This window comes from Thermopolyspora sp. NPDC052614 (assembly GCF_040678635.1).
Taxonomy (GTDB): Bacteria; Actinomycetota; Actinomycetes; order Streptosporangiales; family Streptosporangiaceae; genus Thermopolyspora.
This window is the reverse complement of the sequence record NZ_JBFATZ010000002.1, coordinates 566,398-586,030: the sequence shown is the minus strand read 5'-3', so window position 1 is coordinate 586,030 and position 19,633 is coordinate 566,398. Positions and strand designations below refer to the sequence as shown.

The following is a 19,633-nucleotide window of genomic DNA, read 5'->3' as shown; positions in this document are numbered from 1 at the left end:
TCACCGCAAGGACTCCGTGAGTCGGGTCATCCGCTGGGCGACGATCACCACGGTGAAGCTCACCGCGAGCAGCAGGGTCGCCAGCGCGTTGATCTCAGGTGTGACGCCGAAGCGGACCATCGAGTAGATCACGATCGGCAGGGTCGGCTCGGCCGGGGCGCTGGTGAAGAAGGCGATCACGAACTCGTCGAGCGAGAGCGTGAACGCCAGCAGCGCGCCCGCCACGATGCCGGGCGCGAGCTGGGGCAGCGTGATGCGGACGAACGTGGTGAACGGCGAGGCCCCAAGGTCGCGGGACGCCTCCTCCAGCGTGGTGTCGGTGTGCCCGAGCCGGGTGCGCACCACGGCCGTCACGAACGCCATGCCGAACACGGTGTGCGCCAGCAGCACCGAGTGCAGGCCGAGGGTGAGCCGGACCGCGGAGTAGAAGATCAGCAGCCCGAGCGCGAGCACCAGGTCCGGCAGGATCGCGGGCAGCAGGCCGAACGCGTCCAGCAGCCGTGACCGGGTGTAACGTGCCAACCCCACGGCGAGCAGGGTGCCGAGCACGGTGGACAGCACGGTCGAGCCCGCGGCCACGATCAGCGTGTTGGTCAGGCCGTGCAGCACCGTGCCGTTCTCCGCCAGGCGGCCGTACCACGACAGGCTCAGGCCCTCGAAGTTGTACGGCGACTCGCCCGCGTTGAACGACATCACAACGAGAACCACGATCGGCGCGTAAAGGAACAGATAGGAGAACCAAAACGGGACGTATCGCAGCTTACCCACGCCGTGCCTCCCCTCCGGAGTACCGGCGGGCGGCCCACGCCTGCAGGATCAGCAGGACCAGCAGCACGGCGATGAGGGCGAGGGTGAGCGCGGACCCGAACGGCCAGTCCCGCGCCTTGAGGAACTGATCGCGGATCAGGTTGCCGACCATGATCGACCGGCCGCCGCCGAGCAGCTCGGGGATGACGAAGTTGCCGAAGCTCGGCACGAACACGAACACGCATCCGGTCAGCGCGGCGGGCACGGTGAGCGGCAGCGTGATCGACACGAACGTGCGGGCCGGCCGCGCCCCGAGGTTCGCCGACGCCTCGCGCAGCTGCGGATCGAGCCGCTCGATCGCGGCGTACAGCGGAAGCACCATCAGCGGCAGGTACGAGTAGAGCAGACCGGTGATGATCGCGCCTTGGTTGTAGAGGAGTTCGAGCGGCTCGTCCACCAGTCCGAGCTTGGTGAGGGCGGTGTTGACCAGACCGGGGCCGCTGAGCAGGACGATCCAGGCGTAGACCCGGATGAGGAAGTTCGTCCAGAACGGCAGCACGATCGCGACCAGGGCGATCGTCTTCCACTTGCGCGGCAGCTGCGCGATCACGTACGCCGTGGGGTACCCGATCAGCAGCGCGAGCACCGTCGTCACGACCGCGATCCGCAGCGAGGAGACGACGATGTCCAGGTAGAGCGAATCGAACAGACGGGTGAAGTTCTCGCCCGTCGCCTCGTACACCACCCCGCCGAACCGGCCGCGCCGGAAGATCGTGTAGCTGAGGACGAGGACCAGCGGGATGGCCAGGAGCACGATGAGGTAGGCGAGCCCCGGCCCGAGGAAGACGAGCCGGGGCAACAGGGTTCCGCCTGCCCAGCGCGGCGTGCGGCCCGTTCCGGTGTCCTGCTTCGGGACGGGCCGTGCCACGACGTCGTTCCGGGTCATGCGTCAACCGCCGAACACGAGCGTCATTGCTGCGCCGCGACCTCGGTCGACAGGCGGGTGTACTTGCTCGAATCCTCGCCGAGGTCCACCAGCGACTCGCCGAGCAGCAGGTCGGCCGGGGTCATCGCCAGCGGGGTGTTGGCCTGCAGCAGCTTCTTGTCGACCCGGTCCATGGCGGCCTTGTTGGGCACCTTGTACAGGATGTTCTCCGCCACCCAGCTGTGGATCGACGGGTCGAGGATGTAGTTGATGAAGGCGTGCGCCGCCTCCTTGTTCTTCGAGCTCTTCATGATCACCATGGTGTCGGCCCAGAGGTCGCTGCCCTCCTTGGGCACCACGAACTTGATCCTCTTGTCGCTCGTCGGGCACCAGCCGTCCCACGCCTCGACCATGACGGCCTCGCCCTTGGTCAGCCGGTCACCGAAGGTGGTGTCGTCGTACGCCAGCAGGTTGGGCTTGGCCTTCTCCAGCAGCTCCTTGGCCTTGGCGAGCTGCGTGTCGTCGGTGGTGTTGACCGAGAAGCCGAGCGACTTCAGCGCCGGCAGCGCCAGCCACCGCTCGGTGGTCATCATGGTGACCTTCTTGCGGGCCTCCGCAGGCGGGTTCAAAATGTCGTTCCAGCTCGTCGGCGGAGTCTTCACGAGGTCGCTACGGTAGCAGATGCCCGTTGTGCCCCAGGTGTAGGGCACCGAGAACTTGTTCCCCTTGTCATAGGAGAGCTGGGTGGCCTCCGGGTAGAGGTTCGCCAGGTTGGGGATCAACTCGGGGTGCAGCGGCTCCAGCAGTCCGGCCTCGTTGAGCGCCTGGGCGTACTGCCCGGACACGAACGCCACGTCGACGCCTCCGCCGCCGCTCGCGGTGAGCTTGGCCATCGCCGTCTCGTTGGTGTCGTGAATGCCGACCTTGAGGTCGAAGCCAAGCTTGCTCTTCACCCGCTGGGGGAGGTCCTTGGGGCTGTAGCCGTCCCAGATGGTGATGGTGAGACTCTGCTTCGACAGGTCCGCATTGGGGTCAAGACGCGCGGCTTCGGCTGTGGCGCTCCCGCTCCCCGCCGGGCTCGGTTCCCCCGAGCCGCCGCCGCACGCGGCGAGGGCAAGCGCCAGTCCGGCGGCGGCGGCAACAGCGGAAAGACAACGGGTGCGCCGATTTCGGGACACGACCGCTACTCCTTAAGAGTCTGGATTAGGTGGTACAAAAAGTGGCCTTGTACGACTACGGCACACAGGACCAGGAGTTTCGCAGCCCTGATCAACGCTCGGCAAGGACTTTCCGGACATCGTTAGCTGGACGTGCACTTTTCGAGTCGCGGATGAAGCCCTGTGCACACACGCCGTTCACCGGCGGATCCCGCCGGTGAATCTAGTGATGCGTACGCACCGTGAGGACGTATTCCACAAGGCTGATCAACGTGGACTTGACCGCGTCCCGTTTGCGCGCGTCCGTGCGCACGATGGGGACGTGGTTCGGGAGCGACAGCGCCTCGCGCACCTGGTGCTCATCGTGCGGGAACTGGCTGTCCCAGCCGTTGATCGCCACGATGAACGGGAGCCGCGCCTCCTCGAAGTAGTCGATCGCGGGGAAGCAGTCGGCCAGGCGGCGGGTGTCCACCAGCACGACCGCGCCGATCGCGCCGCGCACCAGGTCGTCCCACATGAACCAGAACCGATGCTGACCCGGCGTACCGAACAGGTACAGGATCAGGTCCTGGTCGAGGGAGAGCCGGCCAAAGTCCATGGCGACCGTGGTGGTGGTCTTGTGCGGCGTCAGTCCGAGATCGTCGATCCCCGCGCTGGCGTCGGTCATCACCGCCTCGGTCGTGAGCGGGAGAATCTCGGACACCGCGCCCACGAACGTCGTCTTGCCCACGCCGAAGCCCCCCGCCACGACGATCTTCGTCGAGGTGAGCGAGTGTCCCGAGCCCTGACGGCTGTGGGGGTCAGAGCCTCCGAAGTCCACTGAGAACCCTTTCGAGCAGATTGAGATCTGGCTGCCCCTCATCCAGCCGCGGCATGTGCAGCCGGACCAGACCCTCATCGGCCAGGTCGGCTGTGAGTACACGTGCCACGCCGAGCGGAACCCGGAGCAACGCGGAGATCTCGGCCACAGAACGCACCGAACGACACAACATGATGATCGATTCCTGCTCGGGGGTGAGCATGGAAAGATCATCGGCGACGACGGTCGCAGACGAGACGAGCGTCTCCATCGCGAGATGGTAGCGCGGCTCGGCACGACCGCCGGTAACCGTATAAGGACGGAACAGCGGCACTTCCTCCACATCGACGCTGTCGCGCATGTCCCTCCGTCTCACTCCCCCGCTCGGACGGATCTCCCGCCCGGCCGTCACCGTCATCACCCCGGCCGTCACCCCGGCCGTCAGCCCGACCATCGCCCTGACCATCGCTGCAGCTCAGCGCGCTTGGGCCGAGCGCAGCTCGGCGCGCAGGGACGGCGTCAGCGCCTTTCCCGCCCGATCGCACAGCAGCGTCATGTTGTAGGCGACCAGACCCATGTCACAGTCGCGCGCGGCCAGGACCGCGAGGCAGGAGCCGTCGGCGATCGCCGTCACCAGCAGCAGGCCGGCCTGCATCTCGACCACGGTCTGGGAGACCGACCCGCCCTCGAAGATGCGCGCCGCGCCCGAGGTGAGGCTCTGCAGCCCCGCGGCCACGGCGGCGAGCTGGTCGGCGCGATCCGGGGGGAAGCCGACGGATCCGGCCAGCTTCAGCCCGTCGGAGGAGACCACGATCGCGTGGGCGACGCCCGGGGTCTCTCTGACGAACTCGGTGATCAGCCAGTCGAACCGGCGAGCCTCCGTGCTGATGTCGATCACTGGTCCTCCTCCTCTTCATGATCGGAGCGTTCCACGGGATCGCCCGCCACCTCCGCCCGGCCTCGCCGGGTGCCCTCCTGCAGCCGCGCCAGGCGGTCGCGCGTCTCCTCGGGCGACGGGGGCGGGGCGGACGTGCCCGCGGCGGGGGTCGTCTCCTCCCGGGGCACTCGCGGTTGTCGCTTGGGCAGTCCGGCGGGGGTGAAATTCTCGCCCGGCGGTTGATTTCCGCGTGCGGCCGCTTCCCCGGGGTCCTCGGGGTGGCCCTCTCGCGGGGTCCGCGTGCCGTCCGTGGGGCCGTCCGTGCGGGCGTCCCTGGGATCGTCCGAGGAGTCACGCGGGCCGTCGCCCGGCGGTCGGCCGGGGTGTGCGCGGGGCGGCTCGGCGTCTCTCGGAGGCGACTGGCGCGGGATCGGAGGGTGAATCACCGGCATTCCGTACGCCTCGGGGTCCCAAGCGGCCTTCGGCCCCGGAGGACCGCCGCCGCCCGGGCGGTCCTGGCCCGAGGGTGACCAGGGCGGGGTCGCGGACGGCGACCGGGACGGCGATTCGCCGGAGGGTTCGGCCGCGTGCCGGGGCTCCGCAGGGCGCGGCCCCGCGGACCCGATCGAGGCGTAGATCGGCAGATAGTCGTCCCCATGCTCAAGCGGAGATTCCGCCACGGCGGGCAGGGGGTCGGCGTCCTCGGGCACGGGGGCGTTCCACAGGTACGGCCCGGCCGGATGGCCCGCGAAGGCGGGGAACGGCCCGGTGGGCGGCAGGACGCCGGTCCCGGAGACCGGCGGCTCGGGCCGGGGCCGGGGACGGACGACGAGCCCGGCCGGGAAGAGCACCATCGCGATCACGCCGCTGTCCTGCCCCGGGCGCAACTGCACGCGGATGCCGTGCCGCAGCGCGAGACGGCCCACCACGAACAGGCCCATGCGCCGGGACACCGACACGTCGATCTCCGGCGGATCGGCGAGCCGCCGGTTGGCCTCGGCCATCTGCTCGGGGGGCATCCCGATGCCGGTGTCGCCGATCGCCAGCAGCGCCGAGTCGCCGTCGAAGACGCTGCTTGAGACGACGACCTTGCTCGGGCGGGGCGAGAACGTCAACGCGTTCTCCACCAGTTCGGCCACGAGGTGCACCACGTCGTTGGCGGCGTGCCCGGCCACCGACACATCCCGCTGCACCTGGATCGAGACGCGCTCGTAGTCCTCCACCTCCGACACCGCCGCGCGCACCACGTCGATCAGCGGCGCGGGGCGGCTGCGCCTGCGGGCGGGCTCGTGACCGGCGAGGACGAGCAGGTTCTCGCTGTTGCGGCGCATGCGGGTGGCCAGGTGGTCGAGCTTGAACAGGTCGCCGAGGCGCGCGCCGTCCTCCTCGCCGCGCTCCAGCCGGTCGATCAGGTCGATCTGCCGCTCGACGAGCGTCTGGGTACGGCGCGACAGGTTGACGAACATCGCGCTGATGTTGGCGCGCAGCCGCGCCTCCTCGGCGGCGAGCCGTACGGCCTGGCGGTGCACCTCGTCGAAGGCCCGCGCCACCTCGCCGATCTCGTCGCGGCCGACGAGGTCGATGGGGGTGGGGCGTGGGATCCGCGGCACGTCCTCCTCGCGCAGGCGCTGCACGACCTCGGGCAGCCGGTGCCCGGCGATCGCCAGGGCCTCGGCGCGCAGCCGCCGCAGCGGCCGGACCATCGAGCGGGCGATGGCGACCGTGGTGGCGAGCACGAGCAGGAGCAGCAGCAGGATCAGGCCCGCCCCGATCCAGGCACCGCGCTGCTCGTCCTCCCGCAGGGCGCGGGCGCGGGCCTCGACAGCGGCGGCGAGGCGGAGCTCGACGGCCCGCATCCGCTCCACGGTCTCGGTGTTGTCGGCGAACCACTGGCGGGCCGCCGCGACGCGGTCGCCGGCGGGCGCGGGCGGCCGGTCGCGCCCGGCCAGCGCGATCGCCCAGGACTTGGTGAGCTCGGCGCGGATCACCCGGGGCCCGGAGACGGTCACGGCGAGGTGCCAGGCGTCCTGCGGCCCCGCGTCGGCGTGGAAAGCGGCGATCCGCGCCCGCTGCCGCGCCCGGGCCGCGATGAGCTCCTCCAGTTCGTCGGCGGTGAGGCGGCGGCCCCGCGGCAGTACGCCGAGCAGGGTGGCCCGCTGCCGGGAGACCTCCTCCTTGGCGTGGGCGAGCGCGCCGAGCGCGCGGGAGGCGGCCGCGATCCTGCGATCCTCGCCGGTCTGCGTCAGCTCGTCGTGGAAGGCGAGCAGGACGGCCACCAGGCGTCCGTACTCATCGGGCCGGCCCGTCCGGCGCAGCGACGCCAGATCGCCGAGGCGGCCCGCCACCTGGCGGGCCTCGGCCGCGACGTCCGGGCCGTACGCGGCGTCGACGGCGTCGAGACCGGCCCGCAGCCGGGGGACGAGCGCGTCGACGGCGCGCCGCTGGGCGGTGAGCGCGTCCCGGTCCCGACCGGTGACGCGAACCCAGATCGTCCTGTCACGTTCCATGCCCAGCGCCTCGGCGAGGTCGCGGGTCTGCGCCGACAGCGCGATGGCCGCGTGGGTACGCCGATGCGCGGCGAGGGTGTCGATCGAGGAGAGCACGCGGGTTCCGGCGAGCACGACGCCGACCACGGTGGGGGTGAGGATCAGCACGGTCAGCCGGGTGGGGACGCGCCAGTTGCGCAGCAGCGGGCCGCGCGGGGCGTCCGCGCCGTCCACGCCCTTTCCGGCGCCGCTGCCGGTGCCCCCATCGGTGCCCCTCTCGGCGCCCCTTGCGGTGCCCCTCTCGGCGCCCCTTGCGGTGCCCCTCTCGGTGCCCCTCTCGGTGCCCACTGCCCGCCCATCCCTCGGCACGTATCCGAGCATGTCGCCAACGACCACGGTCCCCACACGGTGACCGCATGCGGCGGCATCGCCTCAACGAGCTGGGGCAATCCATCCGCGGGTTCCCGATGGTAAAGCGACCGTCAGGTTCCGGCTCTCATTCTTTACCAATGGGCATGGGAAATCAGGACTTCGGCATTACTCACCGCAACGCGGCGAGCACGTATTCGCGGACCTGCACCCGCTGGGCGTCGTCGTCGATGGGACGGCCGGCCCGGTCGACCACGTAGAAGACGTCGACCGCCTCCGCGCCGAGGGTCTCCACCCGCGCCGCCCGGACGTCGAGGCCGCAGTCGCCGAACGCCCGGCCGATGCGCCACAGCAGCCCGGGGCGGTCGTGGGCGCGCACCTCCACCACCGTGCCGATGCTGGAGGCGTCGTCGAGCAGGTTGACCCGCGGCGGCGCCACGGGCACCCGGGGCGGGCGCAGCGATCTGGTCCTGCGGGCCAGGCGCTGCTCGATGTCGAGGCGTCCGGCCAGGACCAGGCGCAGGTCGGCCTCGATGGTGGCGGGGTCGGGCGGCGAGCCGTACTCGGGGACCACGGAGAACTCGATCACCGCGGTCGAGCCCGCGGAGGCGGCCGAGGCGGCGCGCACGACCAGGCGGTGCGCAGCGAGCACGCCCGCGGCCCGCCACAGCAGGCCGGGGCGGTCCGGGGCCACGACGGTGACGGAGGTGCCGGCGACCCGGACCGCGCCGCCGCCGTGCCGGGCGAGCGCCGCCTGCTCGGGCGAGAGCGTCGGAGCGGGCGGCGGCGGGGTGCCCGACAGCACCGAGCGGACGCGGCGCACCAGGTCGGTGACGAGGCCGGCCTTCCACGAGTTCCACGCGGTCGGGCCGGTGGCCGCGCCGTCGGCGACGGCGAGCGCGGCGAGCAGCTCCAGCACCTCGCGGGAGCCGACCGCCTCGGCCACCCGGTTGATCGTCACCGGGTCGTCGAGGTCGCGGCGGGTGGCGGTCTCGGGCAGCAGCAGGTGGTGGCGGACCACGGTGGCGAGCACGTCCACGTCGGCGGGCGGCAGGCCCATGCGGGCGCCGATGTCGCGGGCCACGATCTCGCCGGTGGTGGAGTGGTCGCCGGGCCAGCCCTTGCCGATGTCGTGCAGGAGGGCCGAGATGAGCAGCAGGTCGGGCCGGGACACCTCGCGGGTGAAGGACGCCGCGCCCGCCGCGGTCTCGATCAGGTGCCGGTCGACGGTGAAGCGGTGCACCGGGTTGCGCTGGGGGCGGTGCCGTACCCGCTCCCAGTCCGGGATCAGGCGCACGATCACCCCCGCCTGGTCCAGTTCCTCCCACACCGGTACGGCCGCGCGCCCCGCGCCGAGCAGCGCGACCAGGGAGTCGCGGGCCTCGTCCGGCCACGGCACCGGCATCGGCGGCGACTGGGCGGCGAGCGTCGTCACGGTGGCCGGGGCGAGCGGGAGTCCGGCCTCGGCGGCCGCGGCGGCGGCGCGCAGCACGAGCACCGGATCGTTGCGGGGGGTGATCCCCCGGGCGAGCACGACCTCTCCCCCCTGCTCCACAACGCCGTCGGCGAGCGGGCGGCGCCCGCGCGGCACGGGGCCGGACAGCAGCCGGTCCACGGTGCGCCAGGTGGCGTCGAAGGAGTGCGAGATCGTACGCCCGGCCTCGGCGACCCGCCGCATCAGCGCCTCGGCGTCGAGCAGGCCGAGCGTGCCGGCGACCGCGTCCTGCTCCTGGAGCACCAGGCGGTCGGTGCCGCGCGCGGTGACCAGGTGCAGACAGTGCCGGATGTCCAGCAGCAGCTCGTACGCCTCGCGCACCCGCGGTCCCGGCGCGGAGGCGACCCAGGCGGCGGCCACGGCCTGCATCGCCTGCACGTCGCGCAGCCCGCCGCGGGAGTCCATCAGATCGGGTTCCAGCAGGAAGGCCAGCTCCCCGCTGGACTCGGCGCGCTTGTCGGCCGCCTCGCGCAGCTCGGCGAGCCGGCGGCGGGCCTCGGCGCGCCATTCGGCGAGCACGATCTCGCGCACCGCGCGGGTGAGCTCGGGGTCGCCCGCCACGTGCCGGGCCTGGATGAGGCCGAGCACCGCCTTGAGGTCCTCGCGGGCGACCTTGGCGGCCTCGTCGACGGTCCGCACCGAGTGGTCGAGGCCGACGCCGGAGTCCCAGATCGGGTACCAGATCCGATCGGCGATGCGGGCCACGTCGTCGCGGCCGTTGTGCAGCAGAACCAGGTCCAGGTCGCTGCCCGGGGCCAGCTCGGCGCGCCCCAGGCTTCCGACGGCGACGAGCGCGACACCGCCGCCCGCCCCTTGTGGGCCGCCGATGCCGCGCTCCTCGGGCGCCGTCGCCCTGTCGGGTCCTCGATCGGGCCCTCGATCGGGCCCTCTGTCGTAACCGGGCGGCCCGCTCTTCGCCCCCAGTCCGCCTCGGCCCTCCCGGCCGTACGGCTGCGCCGTCGCCGTACGGAACAGGTCGGTGAGCCAGCGGTCGATGTCCGCGGCCCGCTCCTTGCGGGCCGCGGCGTACGAGCGAGCTTCGCCTCTCATCATTCGGCTAGAGCGCCTCCGGCCCGCGCTCCCCGGTGCGGACCCGGACGACCGTGTCCACGGGAACGGACCAGACCTTGCCGTCGCCGATCTTTCCGGTCTGGGCGGCCTTGACGATGACGTCGAGCACGTCCTCGGCGTCGTCCTCCTCGGCCAGGACCTCCACGCGCACCTTCGGCACCAGGTCCACCTGGTACTCGGCGCCGCGGTAGACCTCGGTGTGGCCGCGCTGCCGGCCGTACCCGCTGGCCTCGCTGACCGTCATGCCCTTGATTCCGGCCTGCTCCAGGGCGGCCTTGACGTCATCGAGTTTGAACGGCTTGATGATGGCCGTGATCAGCCTCATGCGTCCACCTTCTTTTCAGTTGTCACGGTGACGGGACCGTTGACGGAGGCCACACCCGAGGCGTGGATGGTGCCGAGGTCGTAACCGGTCTCGGCGTGGGTGGTGATGTCGATGCCGGTGACCTCCTTCTCCTCCGCGATCCGGAAGCCCATCGTCTTGTCGATGATCTTGCCGATGATCCAGGAGGCGATGAAAGAGTAGAGGCCGACGGCGACCGGGCCGAGCACCTGGAGGCCGAGCTGCGACAGACCACCGCCGTAGAAGAGGCCGAGGCCCTGCTCCCTGCTCATCCCGAGGCCGTCGGCCACGTCGCCGACGAGGAACGGGTAGGCGGAGATGAAGCCGAGGGAGACCGCGCCGATGACGCCGCCGACCAGGTGCACGCCGACGACGTCGAGGGAGTCGTCATAGCCGAGCTTGTACTTCAGGCCCACCGCGTAGGCGCAGACCGCGCCGGCGAGGAGGCCCAGGATGACCGCCACCCAGGGGTCGATGAAGCCCGCCGCCGGGGTGATGGCGACCAGGCCGGCGACCGCACCCGAGGCGACGCCGAGCGTCGTGGAGTTGCCGTCGCGCAGCTTCTCCACCAGGATCCAGGCGCCCGCCGCGGCGGCCGTGGCGACCTGGGTGTTCATGAACGCCAGACCGGTGGTCTGGTCCACCGCGAGCTCGGAGCCCGCGTTGAAGCCGAACCAGCCGAACCACAGCAGGCCCGCGCCGAGCAGCACCAGCGGCAGGTTGTGCGGGCGCATCGGGTCCTTGCGCCAGCCGGCGCGCTTGCCGAGCACGATCGCCAGCGCCAGACCGGCCGCTCCGGCGTTGATGTGGACCACCGTGCCACCGGCGAAGTCCTCGATGCCCAGGCCGTACAGCCAGCCGCCGCCCCAGACCCAGTGCGCGACCGGGAAGTACACGACCGTGGCCCACACGATGCTGAAGACGACCCACGCGCCGAACTTCGCGCGGTCGGCGATGGCGCCGCTGATCAGGGCGACGGTGATGATGGCGAAGGTGAGCTGGAAGGCGGAGAACACCAGCGCGGGGATGTTGTCGTTGAAGGTCGTGGGGTCCTGGGGGTTGTCGGCGACCAAGCCGGCGAGAACGGCTCCGTCACCGCCGAACAGACCCGACAGCCCGATGCTGTCCAGGCCGCCGACGACCTTGTTGATGAGGTCGTTCCCCGACGCGTCGAACGCGAGCGAGTATCCGAAGAGCACCCAGAGTATGGTGACGGTGATGATGCTCGCGAACGACATCATCATCATGTTCAGGACACTCTTGGCCCTGGTCATTCCCCCGTAGAAAAGCGCGAGACCTGGGGTCATCAGCAGCACCATCGCGGTGGCTGCGATCATCCAGGCAGTGGAGCCGGTATCGATCATACGATCCGACCCTCCTTCCACATTGGCGTATGGCCGGCTATCGCTGTCACGGTGTCCTTCGCCTCCTGAGGCGTCGTTGACCAGCTGGCGCACGTGTCCGTGACCCGGACCAAACCGCCTTACCCGTACATCTCACGACCGTGAGGCCAGCGCTCGCTCCGCTGTCGCGCCCTGCCCACGGCCGCTGATGTCCGATCCGGCCGATCAGCCCGTCCGGCGTCAGCGTGTTCTTCCGCCGTTTCAGGCCGTGACCCGGTGTGTTTCGCAAGTGTGAAACTCGCCGCTCGCGTGTTTCATTTAGGTTTCAGGCACGCCAAATCTCACCGCCGGGTGCCCCCGGCGGTGAGATCGCGGAAACAAAAATCAGGCGGCGGCGAGTTTGCGCAGCCTGGCCAACGCGTCGCGCTCGATGCGACGTGCCCTGTCACGGCCGATGCCGTACCGCTCGCCCACCTCGGTGAGGGTGTGCTCACGACCGTCGACGAGGCCGTAACGCCAGCGCAACATTTCGCGGGTGCGGCCCTCCAGGCCGGTGAGCCACTCCTCCAGGCGCTCGCGCTCCAGCGTCGAGATCGCCTGCTGCTCGGGGTCGGCCCACGTCTCGTCGGCGATCATGTCGCCCAGCTCGGTCTCGTCCTCGTCCCCGACGCCCAGTTGCAGCGAGACCGGGTCGGACGCCCAGCGGCGCAGCTCCTGCACCCGCTCGATCGGCAGGTCGAGCACCTCGGCGAGGTCGGCGTCGGTCGGCTCGGCGTCGAACTCGGCGAGCATGTCGCGGCGCACCCGCATCAGCCGGGTCATCTGCTCGCCGGCGTGGGTGGGCAGGCGCACCGGACGGGCCTGCTCGTGGATGGCGCGGCCCACCGACTGGCGGATCCACCAGGTCGCGTAGGTGGAGAATTTGTAGCCCCGCCGATAGTCGAATTTCTCCACCGCGCGCACAAGGCCCAGATTTCCCTCCTGGACCAGATCGATCAGCGGCATCCCCCGGCCTGAGTACTTACGCGCGACGGCCACCACCAGGCGCAGGTTCGCCTGGATGAACTCGTCCTTGGCACGTCGCCCCGAAATGGCGATGCGCTCCAACTCCTCGTCGGTCGCGTCCGACGTCGCCGTACGGCTTGCCTCCGGCCCCGGCGCCGGGCCGTCGAGCAACTGCTCCGCGTACAGGCCGGCCTCGATGCGTTTGGCGAGGTCGACCTCCTGTTCGGCGGTGAGCAGCGGGACCTTGCCGATCTCGGCCAGGTAGGTCCCCAGCAGGTCCCGGTCCCCAACCAGGTTGTCCTGCACGCGATTCCCCGTGGGCCTTGCCATGCGATGGCACCTCTTCCGCCGCGCCCTAGTCACTTGCCCCGACAACGTCTCGCCCGAGGCAAAGATTCCCTCGATTAATACGACCGGGGAACGGTTTTGGATTCATCCCTAAGGAGGATGCGCAGATCTCCGCACGTCAACCTGCGGATGTAAGAAGGATGTAAGCAATTACCGCCGATAAAACACCTGTCACGCCACCCGGGATCCGGCACGCCACACCTGCGCGACCAGGGGCACGCCCGGCCGGTAGGCGAGATGCACGTACGACGGCGCGTCCAGCACCACCAGGTCGGCCCGCGCGCCGGGGCGCAGCGTGCCCACGTCGTCGCGGCGCAGCGCCGCCGCGCCGCCCCGGGTCGCCGCCCGCACCGCCTCCAGCGGGGTCATCCGCATCTCGCGCACCGCCAGCGCCACGCAGAACGGCATGGAGGAGGTGTACGACGATCCCGGGTTGCAGTCGGTGGCGAGCGCCACGGTGACCCCGGCGTCGAGCAGCCGGCGGGCGTCGGGGTAGGGCGAGCGGGTGGCGAATTCGGCGCCGGGGAGCAGGGTGGCGACGACGCCGGAGTCGGCGAGCGCGGCCACGTCGGCGTCGGACAGGTGGGTGCAGTGGTCGGCGGAGGCGGCGCCGAGCTCGCAGGCGATCCGCACGCCGGGGCCCTCGCCGAGCTGCCCGGCGTGCACGCGGGCGCCGAGCCCGGCGCGGATCCCGGCCGACAGCACCGCGCGGGCCTGGTCGCCGTCGAACGCGCCGCGCTCGCAGAACACGTCGATCCATCGGGCGTACGGCGCGCAGGCGGCGAGCATCGGGCCGGTGACGAGGGCGACGTACTCGTCGGCGTCCCCGGCGTCCTTGGCGCTCGCGGAACTTCCGGCGTTCCCGGCGGATATCTCCGGCGGCACCACATGGGCACCGAGGAACGTGGTCTCCTCGGTGAAGGCCCTGGCGATCTCCAGGCTGCGGCGCTCGTCCTCGACGGTGAGGCCGTAGCCGCTCTTGATCTCGACGGTGGTCGTACCCTGCGCGGTCATCTCGGCGACCAGACGGGCGGTCCGCTCGGCGAGGCAGGCGTCGGAGGCGGCCCTGGTCGCCTCGACGGTGACGCGGATGCCCCCGGCCGAGTACGGCTCGCCCGCCATGCGCGCGGCGAACTCCGCGGACCGGTCGCCGGCGAAGACCAGGTGGGCGTGGCTGTCCACGAACCCGGGGAGCACCGCCCGTCCCTCGACGTCCACCCGCTCGTCCGCCGCCGGGGCGTCCGCGGACCGGCCCAGCCAGGCGACGCGATCGCCTTCGATGATCAGGGCCGCGCCGGTCAGTTCCTCGCGTTCCGGGTCCGCCGTGTAGAGCTGCCCTATCCGGTCGAAGAGCACCGAACCAGCCGACGACGCGTCCACCGGATCCTCCTTCGCGCCTTCCCGATGCCTCTGCTCTTCGATGCCCCCAACGCCACCGACGCCCTCGGTATCCCTCACGCCCTCGATGTCCTCGATGCCCCCATGTCCTCGATGCCCCGGTGTCCTCGATGCCCCGGTGCCCTCGGGTTCAGCCGGGCGTCCCCGCGCGGTCGCACCGGTCACGCCGTGGTCGTCCGCCGGGCGCCGGGTCCGCAGGACGCGGCTCCTGTCCGCCGGTCACGCCTTCTCCCAGGGGATCGCCGCGATCGCCTCGCGCAGCAGCGCGCCGACGTCGCCGAGCTCGTGCACGCCGTCCGCCACGACGCGGCGTCCCCCGGCGACGACCGAGTGCACGTCGGCGGCCGTGGCCGCGTACAGGACGGTTTCGGCCGCGTTGTCCGGGGCGGCTCCCGCCGTACGGGGGGTGTCGAGGCGGATCGACACCAGATCGGCCCGCGCCCCCGGCAGCAGGAACCCGGCGTCGGGGAAGCCGAGCGCCGCGTTGCCGTCCGCGGTGAGCATGCACAGCAGCCCGGCGGCGTCCCAATGTCCCCTGCGGTTGGTGGTGACGCGCTCCCCCAGCTCGACCGCGCGTGCCTCCTCCAGCAGGTCGATGACGGCCTGGCTGTCGGAGCCGAGCGTGATCGGGCATCCCGCGTCGGCGAGGCGGCGGGCGGGGCCGATGCCGTCGGCGAGGTCCCGCTCGGTGGTGGGGCACAGGCACACGTGCGAGGAGGATCCGCCCAGCAGCGCGAAGTCGACGTCGGACAGGTGCGTGGCGTGCACCGCCGTCGTCCGCGGCCCGAGCACCCCCCGGTCGTGCAGCACCTGCGCGGGGGTGGCGTAGTAGGCCGCCACGCACGCCTCCACCTCGGCGCGCTGCTCGGCCAGGTGGGTGTGGAGCGGACCGGCGTGCCGGTGGGCGAACTCGGCGACGACCGGCATCTGCTCGGGGGGTACGGCGCGTACCGAGTGCACGGCCGCGCCGATCTCCACGTCGGGGGCGTCGGCGTAGGCGGCGGCGAGCTCGTCGGCCCGAGCCGCCCACCGGAGGGCGTCGCCGTCGCCGAACCGGGTCTGCGGTCCGGCGAGGCCCGCCCCGATTCCGCCGGTGAGGTAGCAGGTGTCCAGCAGCGCCACCCGCAGGCCCGCGTCGCGGGCGGCCTGGATGAGCGCGTGGCCCATGATGTTCGGCTCGTCGTAGGGGACGCCGCCGGGGCCGTGGTGCAGGTAGTGGAACTCGCCCACGCAGGTGATCCCGGCCAGGGCCATCTCGGCGTAGGTCGCCCGGGCGAGCGCCAGGTAGGCGTCGGGGTCGAGGACGGAGGCCAGCTCGTACATGCGTTCGCGCCAGGTCCAGAAGTCGCTTGGGCCGGCGGGGGCGATCGCGTCCACGGCGTGGCCGGGGGCGCTGCGGGCGGGAGCGTGCTGGGCGCGTCCGCGCAGGGCGCGGTGGAAGGCGTGCGAGTGCGCGTTGGCGAAGCCGGGGAGGGTCAGGCCGGCGAGCCGTACGGCGCCTGGCGGGGCGACGACGCCGGGCGTGACCTCGGTGATACGGCCCTCCGCGACCCGGACGAGCACCCCCTCGGCCACCTGTCCCGGCGGCAGCCAGGCCAGCTCGCACCAGTACTCCTGCCCGGCCTCGCGATCAGCGGCGCCGGTCGCCGGGCCGCCGTCCTCCAGGTCCTGGCCACTCACGCCCTTGGCGCCTCCCCTCCTCGGGCTCCTCCTCTCCGGACGCCCCCTCCCTGGACGCCGTAACCGCTCCGTGCCGCGCCCGGCCGGACGCCCCTCACCCCGCGCACAGGTCCTCCAGGACGGCGGCGAGGACGGCGACCCCCGTCTCGCAGTCGCCGGCCTCGGCGTGTTCCTCCGGGGAGTGCGACACCCCGGTCGGGTTCCGTACGAACAGCATCGCGCTGGGCACGCCGGCGGCGGCCAGAATCCCCGCGTCGTGCCCCGCCCCGGTCGGCAGGATGGGAACGGCGTCGGGATCCGTGGCGCTCTGAGGACTCATCCCGTTCACAGCCTTTCCGTCCCCTGTTTCCTTCATCTTTCTTTTGGCGGTCTTTCTCCCGGATGCTCCCGCGGCCGCCCCGATCTCCTTCACCGTACGCCCCGCGACCCAGGCCACCCGGTCGCGGAGCGCGACGTCGAAGGCGACCAGGGGAATCCACGACTCGCAGGTCACCTCGTGCCGTTCGGCGACCTCGGCGACCATGCGGCGCACGGCGGCCTCGTCGGCGCCGCGGGCGTCGAGCCAGGCCGTGACCCGGCCGGGGATCGCGTTGGCGTTGCCCGGCGCGACGCGGACCTTGCCGAAGGTGGCGACCACGCCGTGCTCGCGGGCGGCCTCACGGGCGGCCAGGACGGCGGCGGCGAAGGGCAGCATCGCGTCCTCGCGGTCGTTCAGCGCGGTCGTGCCAGCGTGGTCGGTGCGGCCGTGGAACTCGAACCGCCAGCGGCCGTGCGGCCAGATCGCGCTCGCCACCCCGATGGGGGCGTCCATGGGGGCGAGCCCGCGTCCCTGCTCGACGTGCAGTTCGACGAAGACGCCCACGCGGCGGAGCGTCTCGCCGTCGCGGCCGAGGGCGTACGGGTCGCGTCCGGCGCGCCGCAGCACCTCGCCGAGGGTGTCGCCGGCGTCGTCGATGAGCCCGCGCGCCCGGCGCGGGTCGAGCAGGCCGGTGAGCAGCCGGGACCCCACGCACGGCACCCCGAACCTGGCGCCCTCCTCGTCGGCGAAGCACACCACCCCGACGGGCCGGGCCGGTTCGCACCCGCGCTCGCGCAGCAGGTCGATCGCGGCGAAGGCGGAGGCCACGCCGAGCGGCCCGTCGAAGGCGCCGCCGTCGCGTACCGAGTCCAGGTGGCTGCCGGTCACCACGCCGGGGCGGCTCGCCGGGTCGCCCCACCAGGCCCACAGGTTGCCGTTGCGGTCCTCGTGCCGGTCCAGCCCGCGCCGGTCGGCCTCCTGCTCGAACCAGGCGCGCAGCTCCAGGTCGGCGGGCGACCAGGCGTCGCGCCGGTAGCCTCCGGTCCGCCCGTCCCTGCCGATGTCCGCGAGGGCGTTCCACATTCCCTGGAGGCTCTGGCTCTCCGCGCTCATCACCATGCCCGCCCACCCCCGGGTTCGTACGCCTCGGATGCCCGTCCCCCTGTCGCCCGCTCACGCGCTTGGGCACCCGAAGTGCCTTTCCCCGATCTCGCCCTCCCCATTCCTCATTCCGCCAGTACGCGGGCGGGGACCGCTCGGCGTTCCGGTCATTCCTCGCGCATGGGGATGCGGACTCCGTGCTCCTCCGCGACCTCGATGGCCCGGTCGTAGCCCGCGTCCGCGTGCCGGATGATGCCCATGGCCGGGTCGTTGCCGAGCACCCGGGCGATCTTCTCGGCCGCCAGGGCGGTGCCGTCGGCGACGGTGACCTGCCCGGCGTGGATGGACCGGCCGATGCCGACGCCGCCGCCGTGGTGGATCGACACCCAGGAGGCCCCGGAGGCCACGTTGACCATGGCGTTCAGCAGCGGCCAGTCGGCGATGGCGTCCGACCCGTCGGCCATCGCCTCGGTCTCCCGGTACGGCGAGGCCACCGACCCGCAGTCGAGGTGATCACGCCCGATGACGATCGGCGCCCGGATCTCCCCCCGCGCCACCAGCTCGTTGAACCGCTCCCCGGCCAGGTCCCGCTCGCCGTGCCCCAGCCAGCAGATCCGCGCGGGCAGCCCTTGGAAGCGCACCTTCTCGCTCGCGAGCCGGATCCACCGGGCCAGCGCCCGGTTCTCCGGGAACAGCTCCAGCACCGCCCGGTCGGTCCGGGCGATGTCGGCGGGGTCGCCCGACAGCGCCACCCACCGGAACGGGCCCTTGCCCTCACAGAACAGCGGCCGGATGTAGGCGGGCACGAAGCCGGGGAAGTCGAAGGCGCGCGCGTACCCGCCGAGCTTCGCCTCCCCGCGGATCGAGTTGCCGTAGTCGAACACCTCCGCCCCGGCGTCGAGGAACCCGACCATCGCCTCGACGTGCCGCGCCATCGACTCACGGGCCCGGCGCGCGAACCCCGCCGGATCCTTGTCCCGCTCGGCGGCCATGTCGGCGAACTCCACGCCGAGCGGCAGGTAGGTGAGGGGGTCGTGCGCCGAGGTCTGGTCGGTGACGACGTCGATCTCGGCGCCGCGCCGCAGCAGCTCGGGCACGACGTGGGCGGCATTGCCCTCGACGCCGATGGACAGCGGCCGCCGCGCGTCGCGGGCCTCGTAGGCGAGCCGCAGCGCCTCGTCCAGGTCGTCCGCGCGCCGGTCGAGGTAGCCGTGCCCGATCCGGCGCTCGATGCTGCGCGGGTCGCAGTCGACGCAGATCGCCACGCCGCCGTTCATGGTGACCGCGAGCGGCTGGGCGCCGCCCATGCCGCCGAGGCCCGCGGTGAGCGTGATCGTGCCCGCGAGCGAGCCGTCGGCGGTGCCGAGCCGGGCGGCGACGGCCGCGAAGGTCTCGTAGGTGCCCTGCAGGATGCCCTGGGTGCCGATGTAGATCCACGAACCGGCGGTCATCTGGCCGTACATGGTCAGGCCCGCCTGCTCCAGCCGCCGGAACTCCGCCCAGTCGGCCCAGTCCGGCACCAGGTTGGAGTTGGCGATCAGCACGCGCGGCGCCCACTCGTGCGTGCGCAGCACGCCGACCGGCCGGCCCGACTGCACCAGCAGCGTCTCGTCGTCCTCCAGCGTGGTGAGCACCCGCGTGATCGCCTCGAAGCTCGGCCGGTCCCGAGCCGCCTTGCCCGATCCCCCGTAGACCACGAGCCGTTCGGGGTGCTCGGCCACCTCCGGGTCCAGGTTGTTCTGGATCATGCGGAGGGCCGCCTCCTGCGGCCAGCCCTTGGCCGTGAGGGTGCTCCCACGCGGAGCGCGAACTGTCGCCATTGTCCGCCCTTTCGTCGTATGTGGTCGTCGCCGGTGACGCCAGGGGCGCACGGAGGTATCTGCCCTGCCCGGTGGGCGAGAAATCAGGTGGTACGCGGCGGAGGGCGGTGAGGTGGGGCATCCCGGTAGGTTGCCTACCTGGGATGCCCCGATATCACGCCGCCAGTCCCGGAACGCCCCGCACGAGCGTGTACTCCGAGGACCGGATCTTCAGCGAAGGAGAGGCTCCGCCTTGGCGGAGGTTCCCGCTTTCCCCCCTCGTCAATCTGCCTGAACGGCAGGTGCCCGAACTATCCCGCTACGCGCCGCCGTCTCCGGGGCCGTCGCGTCGCCCATCGGCCGATGTTGCCGCGTAAGCCCCGTTAAAGATT

Annotated in this window: 15 protein-coding genes; all 15 read right to left on the bottom strand. The window is 71.9% G+C overall.

Features of this window, described 5'->3' with window-relative positions; all coding sequences use genetic code 11:
* The 15 genes from AB0K60_RS06110 to hutU all read right to left on the bottom strand — a co-directional run bounded on the left by AB0K60_RS06110 (position 1) and on the right by hutU (position 19,262).
* Positions 1-768: an ABC transporter permease gene (locus AB0K60_RS06110; RefSeq protein WP_364049119.1), complete on the bottom strand. Its 768-nt coding sequence runs from the start codon at positions 766-768 to the stop codon at positions 1-3.
* Positions 761-1,693: an ABC transporter permease gene (locus tag AB0K60_RS06105; protein ID WP_364049117.1), complete on the bottom strand. Its 933-nt coding sequence runs from the start codon at positions 1,691-1,693 to the stop codon at positions 761-763. Before AB0K60_RS06105 ends, AB0K60_RS06110 begins: the two co-directional genes overlap by 8 nt.
* Positions 1,694-1,716: 23 nt before the next feature.
* On the bottom strand, positions 1,717-2,850 hold the full coding sequence (locus tag AB0K60_RS06100) for a spermidine/putrescine ABC transporter substrate-binding protein (RefSeq protein WP_364049115.1): 1,134 nt from the start codon (positions 2,848-2,850) through the stop codon (positions 1,717-1,719).
* 202 nt (positions 2,851-3,052) lie between these two features.
* Positions 3,053-3,577 (bottom strand): ATP/GTP-binding protein, encoded by a 525-nt coding sequence (locus tag AB0K60_RS06095; protein ID WP_364049301.1) that lies wholly within the window; start codon positions 3,575-3,577, stop codon positions 3,053-3,055.
* A gap of 52 nt (positions 3,578-3,629) precedes the next feature.
* A complete protein-coding gene (locus AB0K60_RS06090) occupies positions 3,630-3,989 on the bottom strand; it encodes a DUF742 domain-containing protein (protein WP_364049299.1) in 360 nt (119 codons plus the stop codon).
* 114 nt (positions 3,990-4,103) lie between these two features.
* Positions 4,104-4,526, bottom strand: coding sequence for a roadblock/LC7 domain-containing protein (locus tag AB0K60_RS06085; RefSeq protein WP_364049113.1), 423 nt, complete (start codon positions 4,524-4,526; stop codon positions 4,104-4,106).
* Entirely contained in the window at positions 4,523-7,225 is a 2,703-nt protein-coding gene (locus AB0K60_RS06080) for a nitrate- and nitrite sensing domain-containing protein (RefSeq protein WP_364049111.1), read from the bottom strand. Before AB0K60_RS06080 ends, AB0K60_RS06085 begins: the two co-directional genes overlap by 4 nt.
* 307 nt (positions 7,226-7,532) lie before the next feature.
* Positions 7,533-9,908, bottom strand: coding sequence for a [protein-PII] uridylyltransferase (locus tag AB0K60_RS06075; RefSeq protein ID WP_364049109.1), 2,376 nt, complete (start codon positions 9,906-9,908; stop codon positions 7,533-7,535).
* A 4-nt stretch (positions 9,909-9,912) separates the two neighbouring features.
* Entirely contained in the window at positions 9,913-10,251 is a 339-nt protein-coding gene (locus AB0K60_RS06070; RefSeq protein WP_364049107.1) for a P-II family nitrogen regulator, read from the bottom strand.
* The gene (locus AB0K60_RS06065) at positions 10,248-11,633 is read right to left on the bottom strand and encodes an ammonium transporter (RefSeq protein ID WP_364049105.1); all 1,386 of its coding nucleotides are present in this window, start codon (positions 11,631-11,633) and stop codon (positions 10,248-10,250) included. Before AB0K60_RS06065 ends, AB0K60_RS06070 begins: the two co-directional genes overlap by 4 nt.
* A 363-nt stretch (positions 11,634-11,996) precedes the next feature.
* Positions 11,997-12,947, bottom strand: a complete 951-nt coding sequence (locus AB0K60_RS06060) for a sigma-70 family RNA polymerase sigma factor (protein WP_364049103.1) — start codon at positions 12,945-12,947, stop codon at positions 11,997-11,999.
* Positions 12,948-13,136: 189 nt separating this feature from the next.
* Complete coding sequence (gene hutI / locus AB0K60_RS06055) at positions 13,137-14,345, bottom strand: imidazolonepropionase (RefSeq protein WP_364049101.1); 1,209 nt, start codon at positions 14,343-14,345, stop codon at positions 13,137-13,139.
* Positions 14,346-14,582: 237 nt separating this feature from the next.
* On the bottom strand, positions 14,583-16,043 hold the full coding sequence (locus AB0K60_RS06050; RefSeq protein WP_364049099.1) for a formimidoylglutamate deiminase: 1,461 nt from the start codon (positions 16,041-16,043) through the stop codon (positions 14,583-14,585).
* A gap of 94 nt (positions 16,044-16,137) precedes the next feature.
* Positions 16,138-17,460 carry an allantoate amidohydrolase gene (locus tag AB0K60_RS06045; RefSeq protein ID WP_364049097.1) on the bottom strand — a complete coding sequence of 441 codons (1,323 nt, stop codon included), beginning with the start codon at positions 17,458-17,460 and terminating at the stop codon, positions 16,138-16,140.
* Between the two features lie 149 nt (positions 17,461-17,609).
* Entirely contained in the window at positions 17,610-19,262 is a 1,653-nt protein-coding gene (gene hutU, locus AB0K60_RS06040) for a urocanate hydratase (RefSeq protein WP_364049095.1), read from the bottom strand.
* Positions 19,263-19,633 lie beyond the last annotated feature (371 nt).

Excerpts from the sequence above, each read along its gene's own strand:
- AB0K60_RS06105 (WP_364049117.1), bottom strand. The coding sequence starts at position 1,693 with ATGACCCGGAACGACGTCGTGGCACGGCCCGTCCCGAAGCAGGACACC.
- AB0K60_RS06090 (WP_364049299.1), bottom strand. The coding sequence starts at position 3,989 with ATGCGCGACAGCGTCGATGTGGAGGAAGTGCCGCTGTTCCGTCCTTAT.
- AB0K60_RS06075 (WP_364049109.1), bottom strand. The coding sequence starts at position 9,908 with ATGATGAGAGGCGAAGCTCGCTCGTACGCCGCGGCCCGCAAGGAGCGG.
- AB0K60_RS06070 (WP_364049107.1), bottom strand. The coding sequence starts at position 10,251 with ATGAGGCTGATCACGGCCATCATCAAGCCGTTCAAACTCGATGACGTC.
- AB0K60_RS06065 (WP_364049105.1), bottom strand. The coding sequence starts at position 11,633 with ATGATCGATACCGGCTCCACTGCCTGGATGATCGCAGCCACCGCGATG.
- AB0K60_RS06060 (WP_364049103.1), bottom strand. The coding sequence starts at position 12,947 with ATGGCAAGGCCCACGGGGAATCGCGTGCAGGACAACCTGGTTGGGGAC.
- AB0K60_RS06045 (WP_364049097.1), bottom strand. The coding sequence starts at position 17,460 with ATGGTGATGAGCGCGGAGAGCCAGAGCCTCCAGGGAATGTGGAACGCC.
- hutU (WP_364049095.1), bottom strand. The coding sequence starts at position 19,262 with ATGGCGACAGTTCGCGCTCCGCGTGGGAGCACCCTCACGGCCAAGGGC.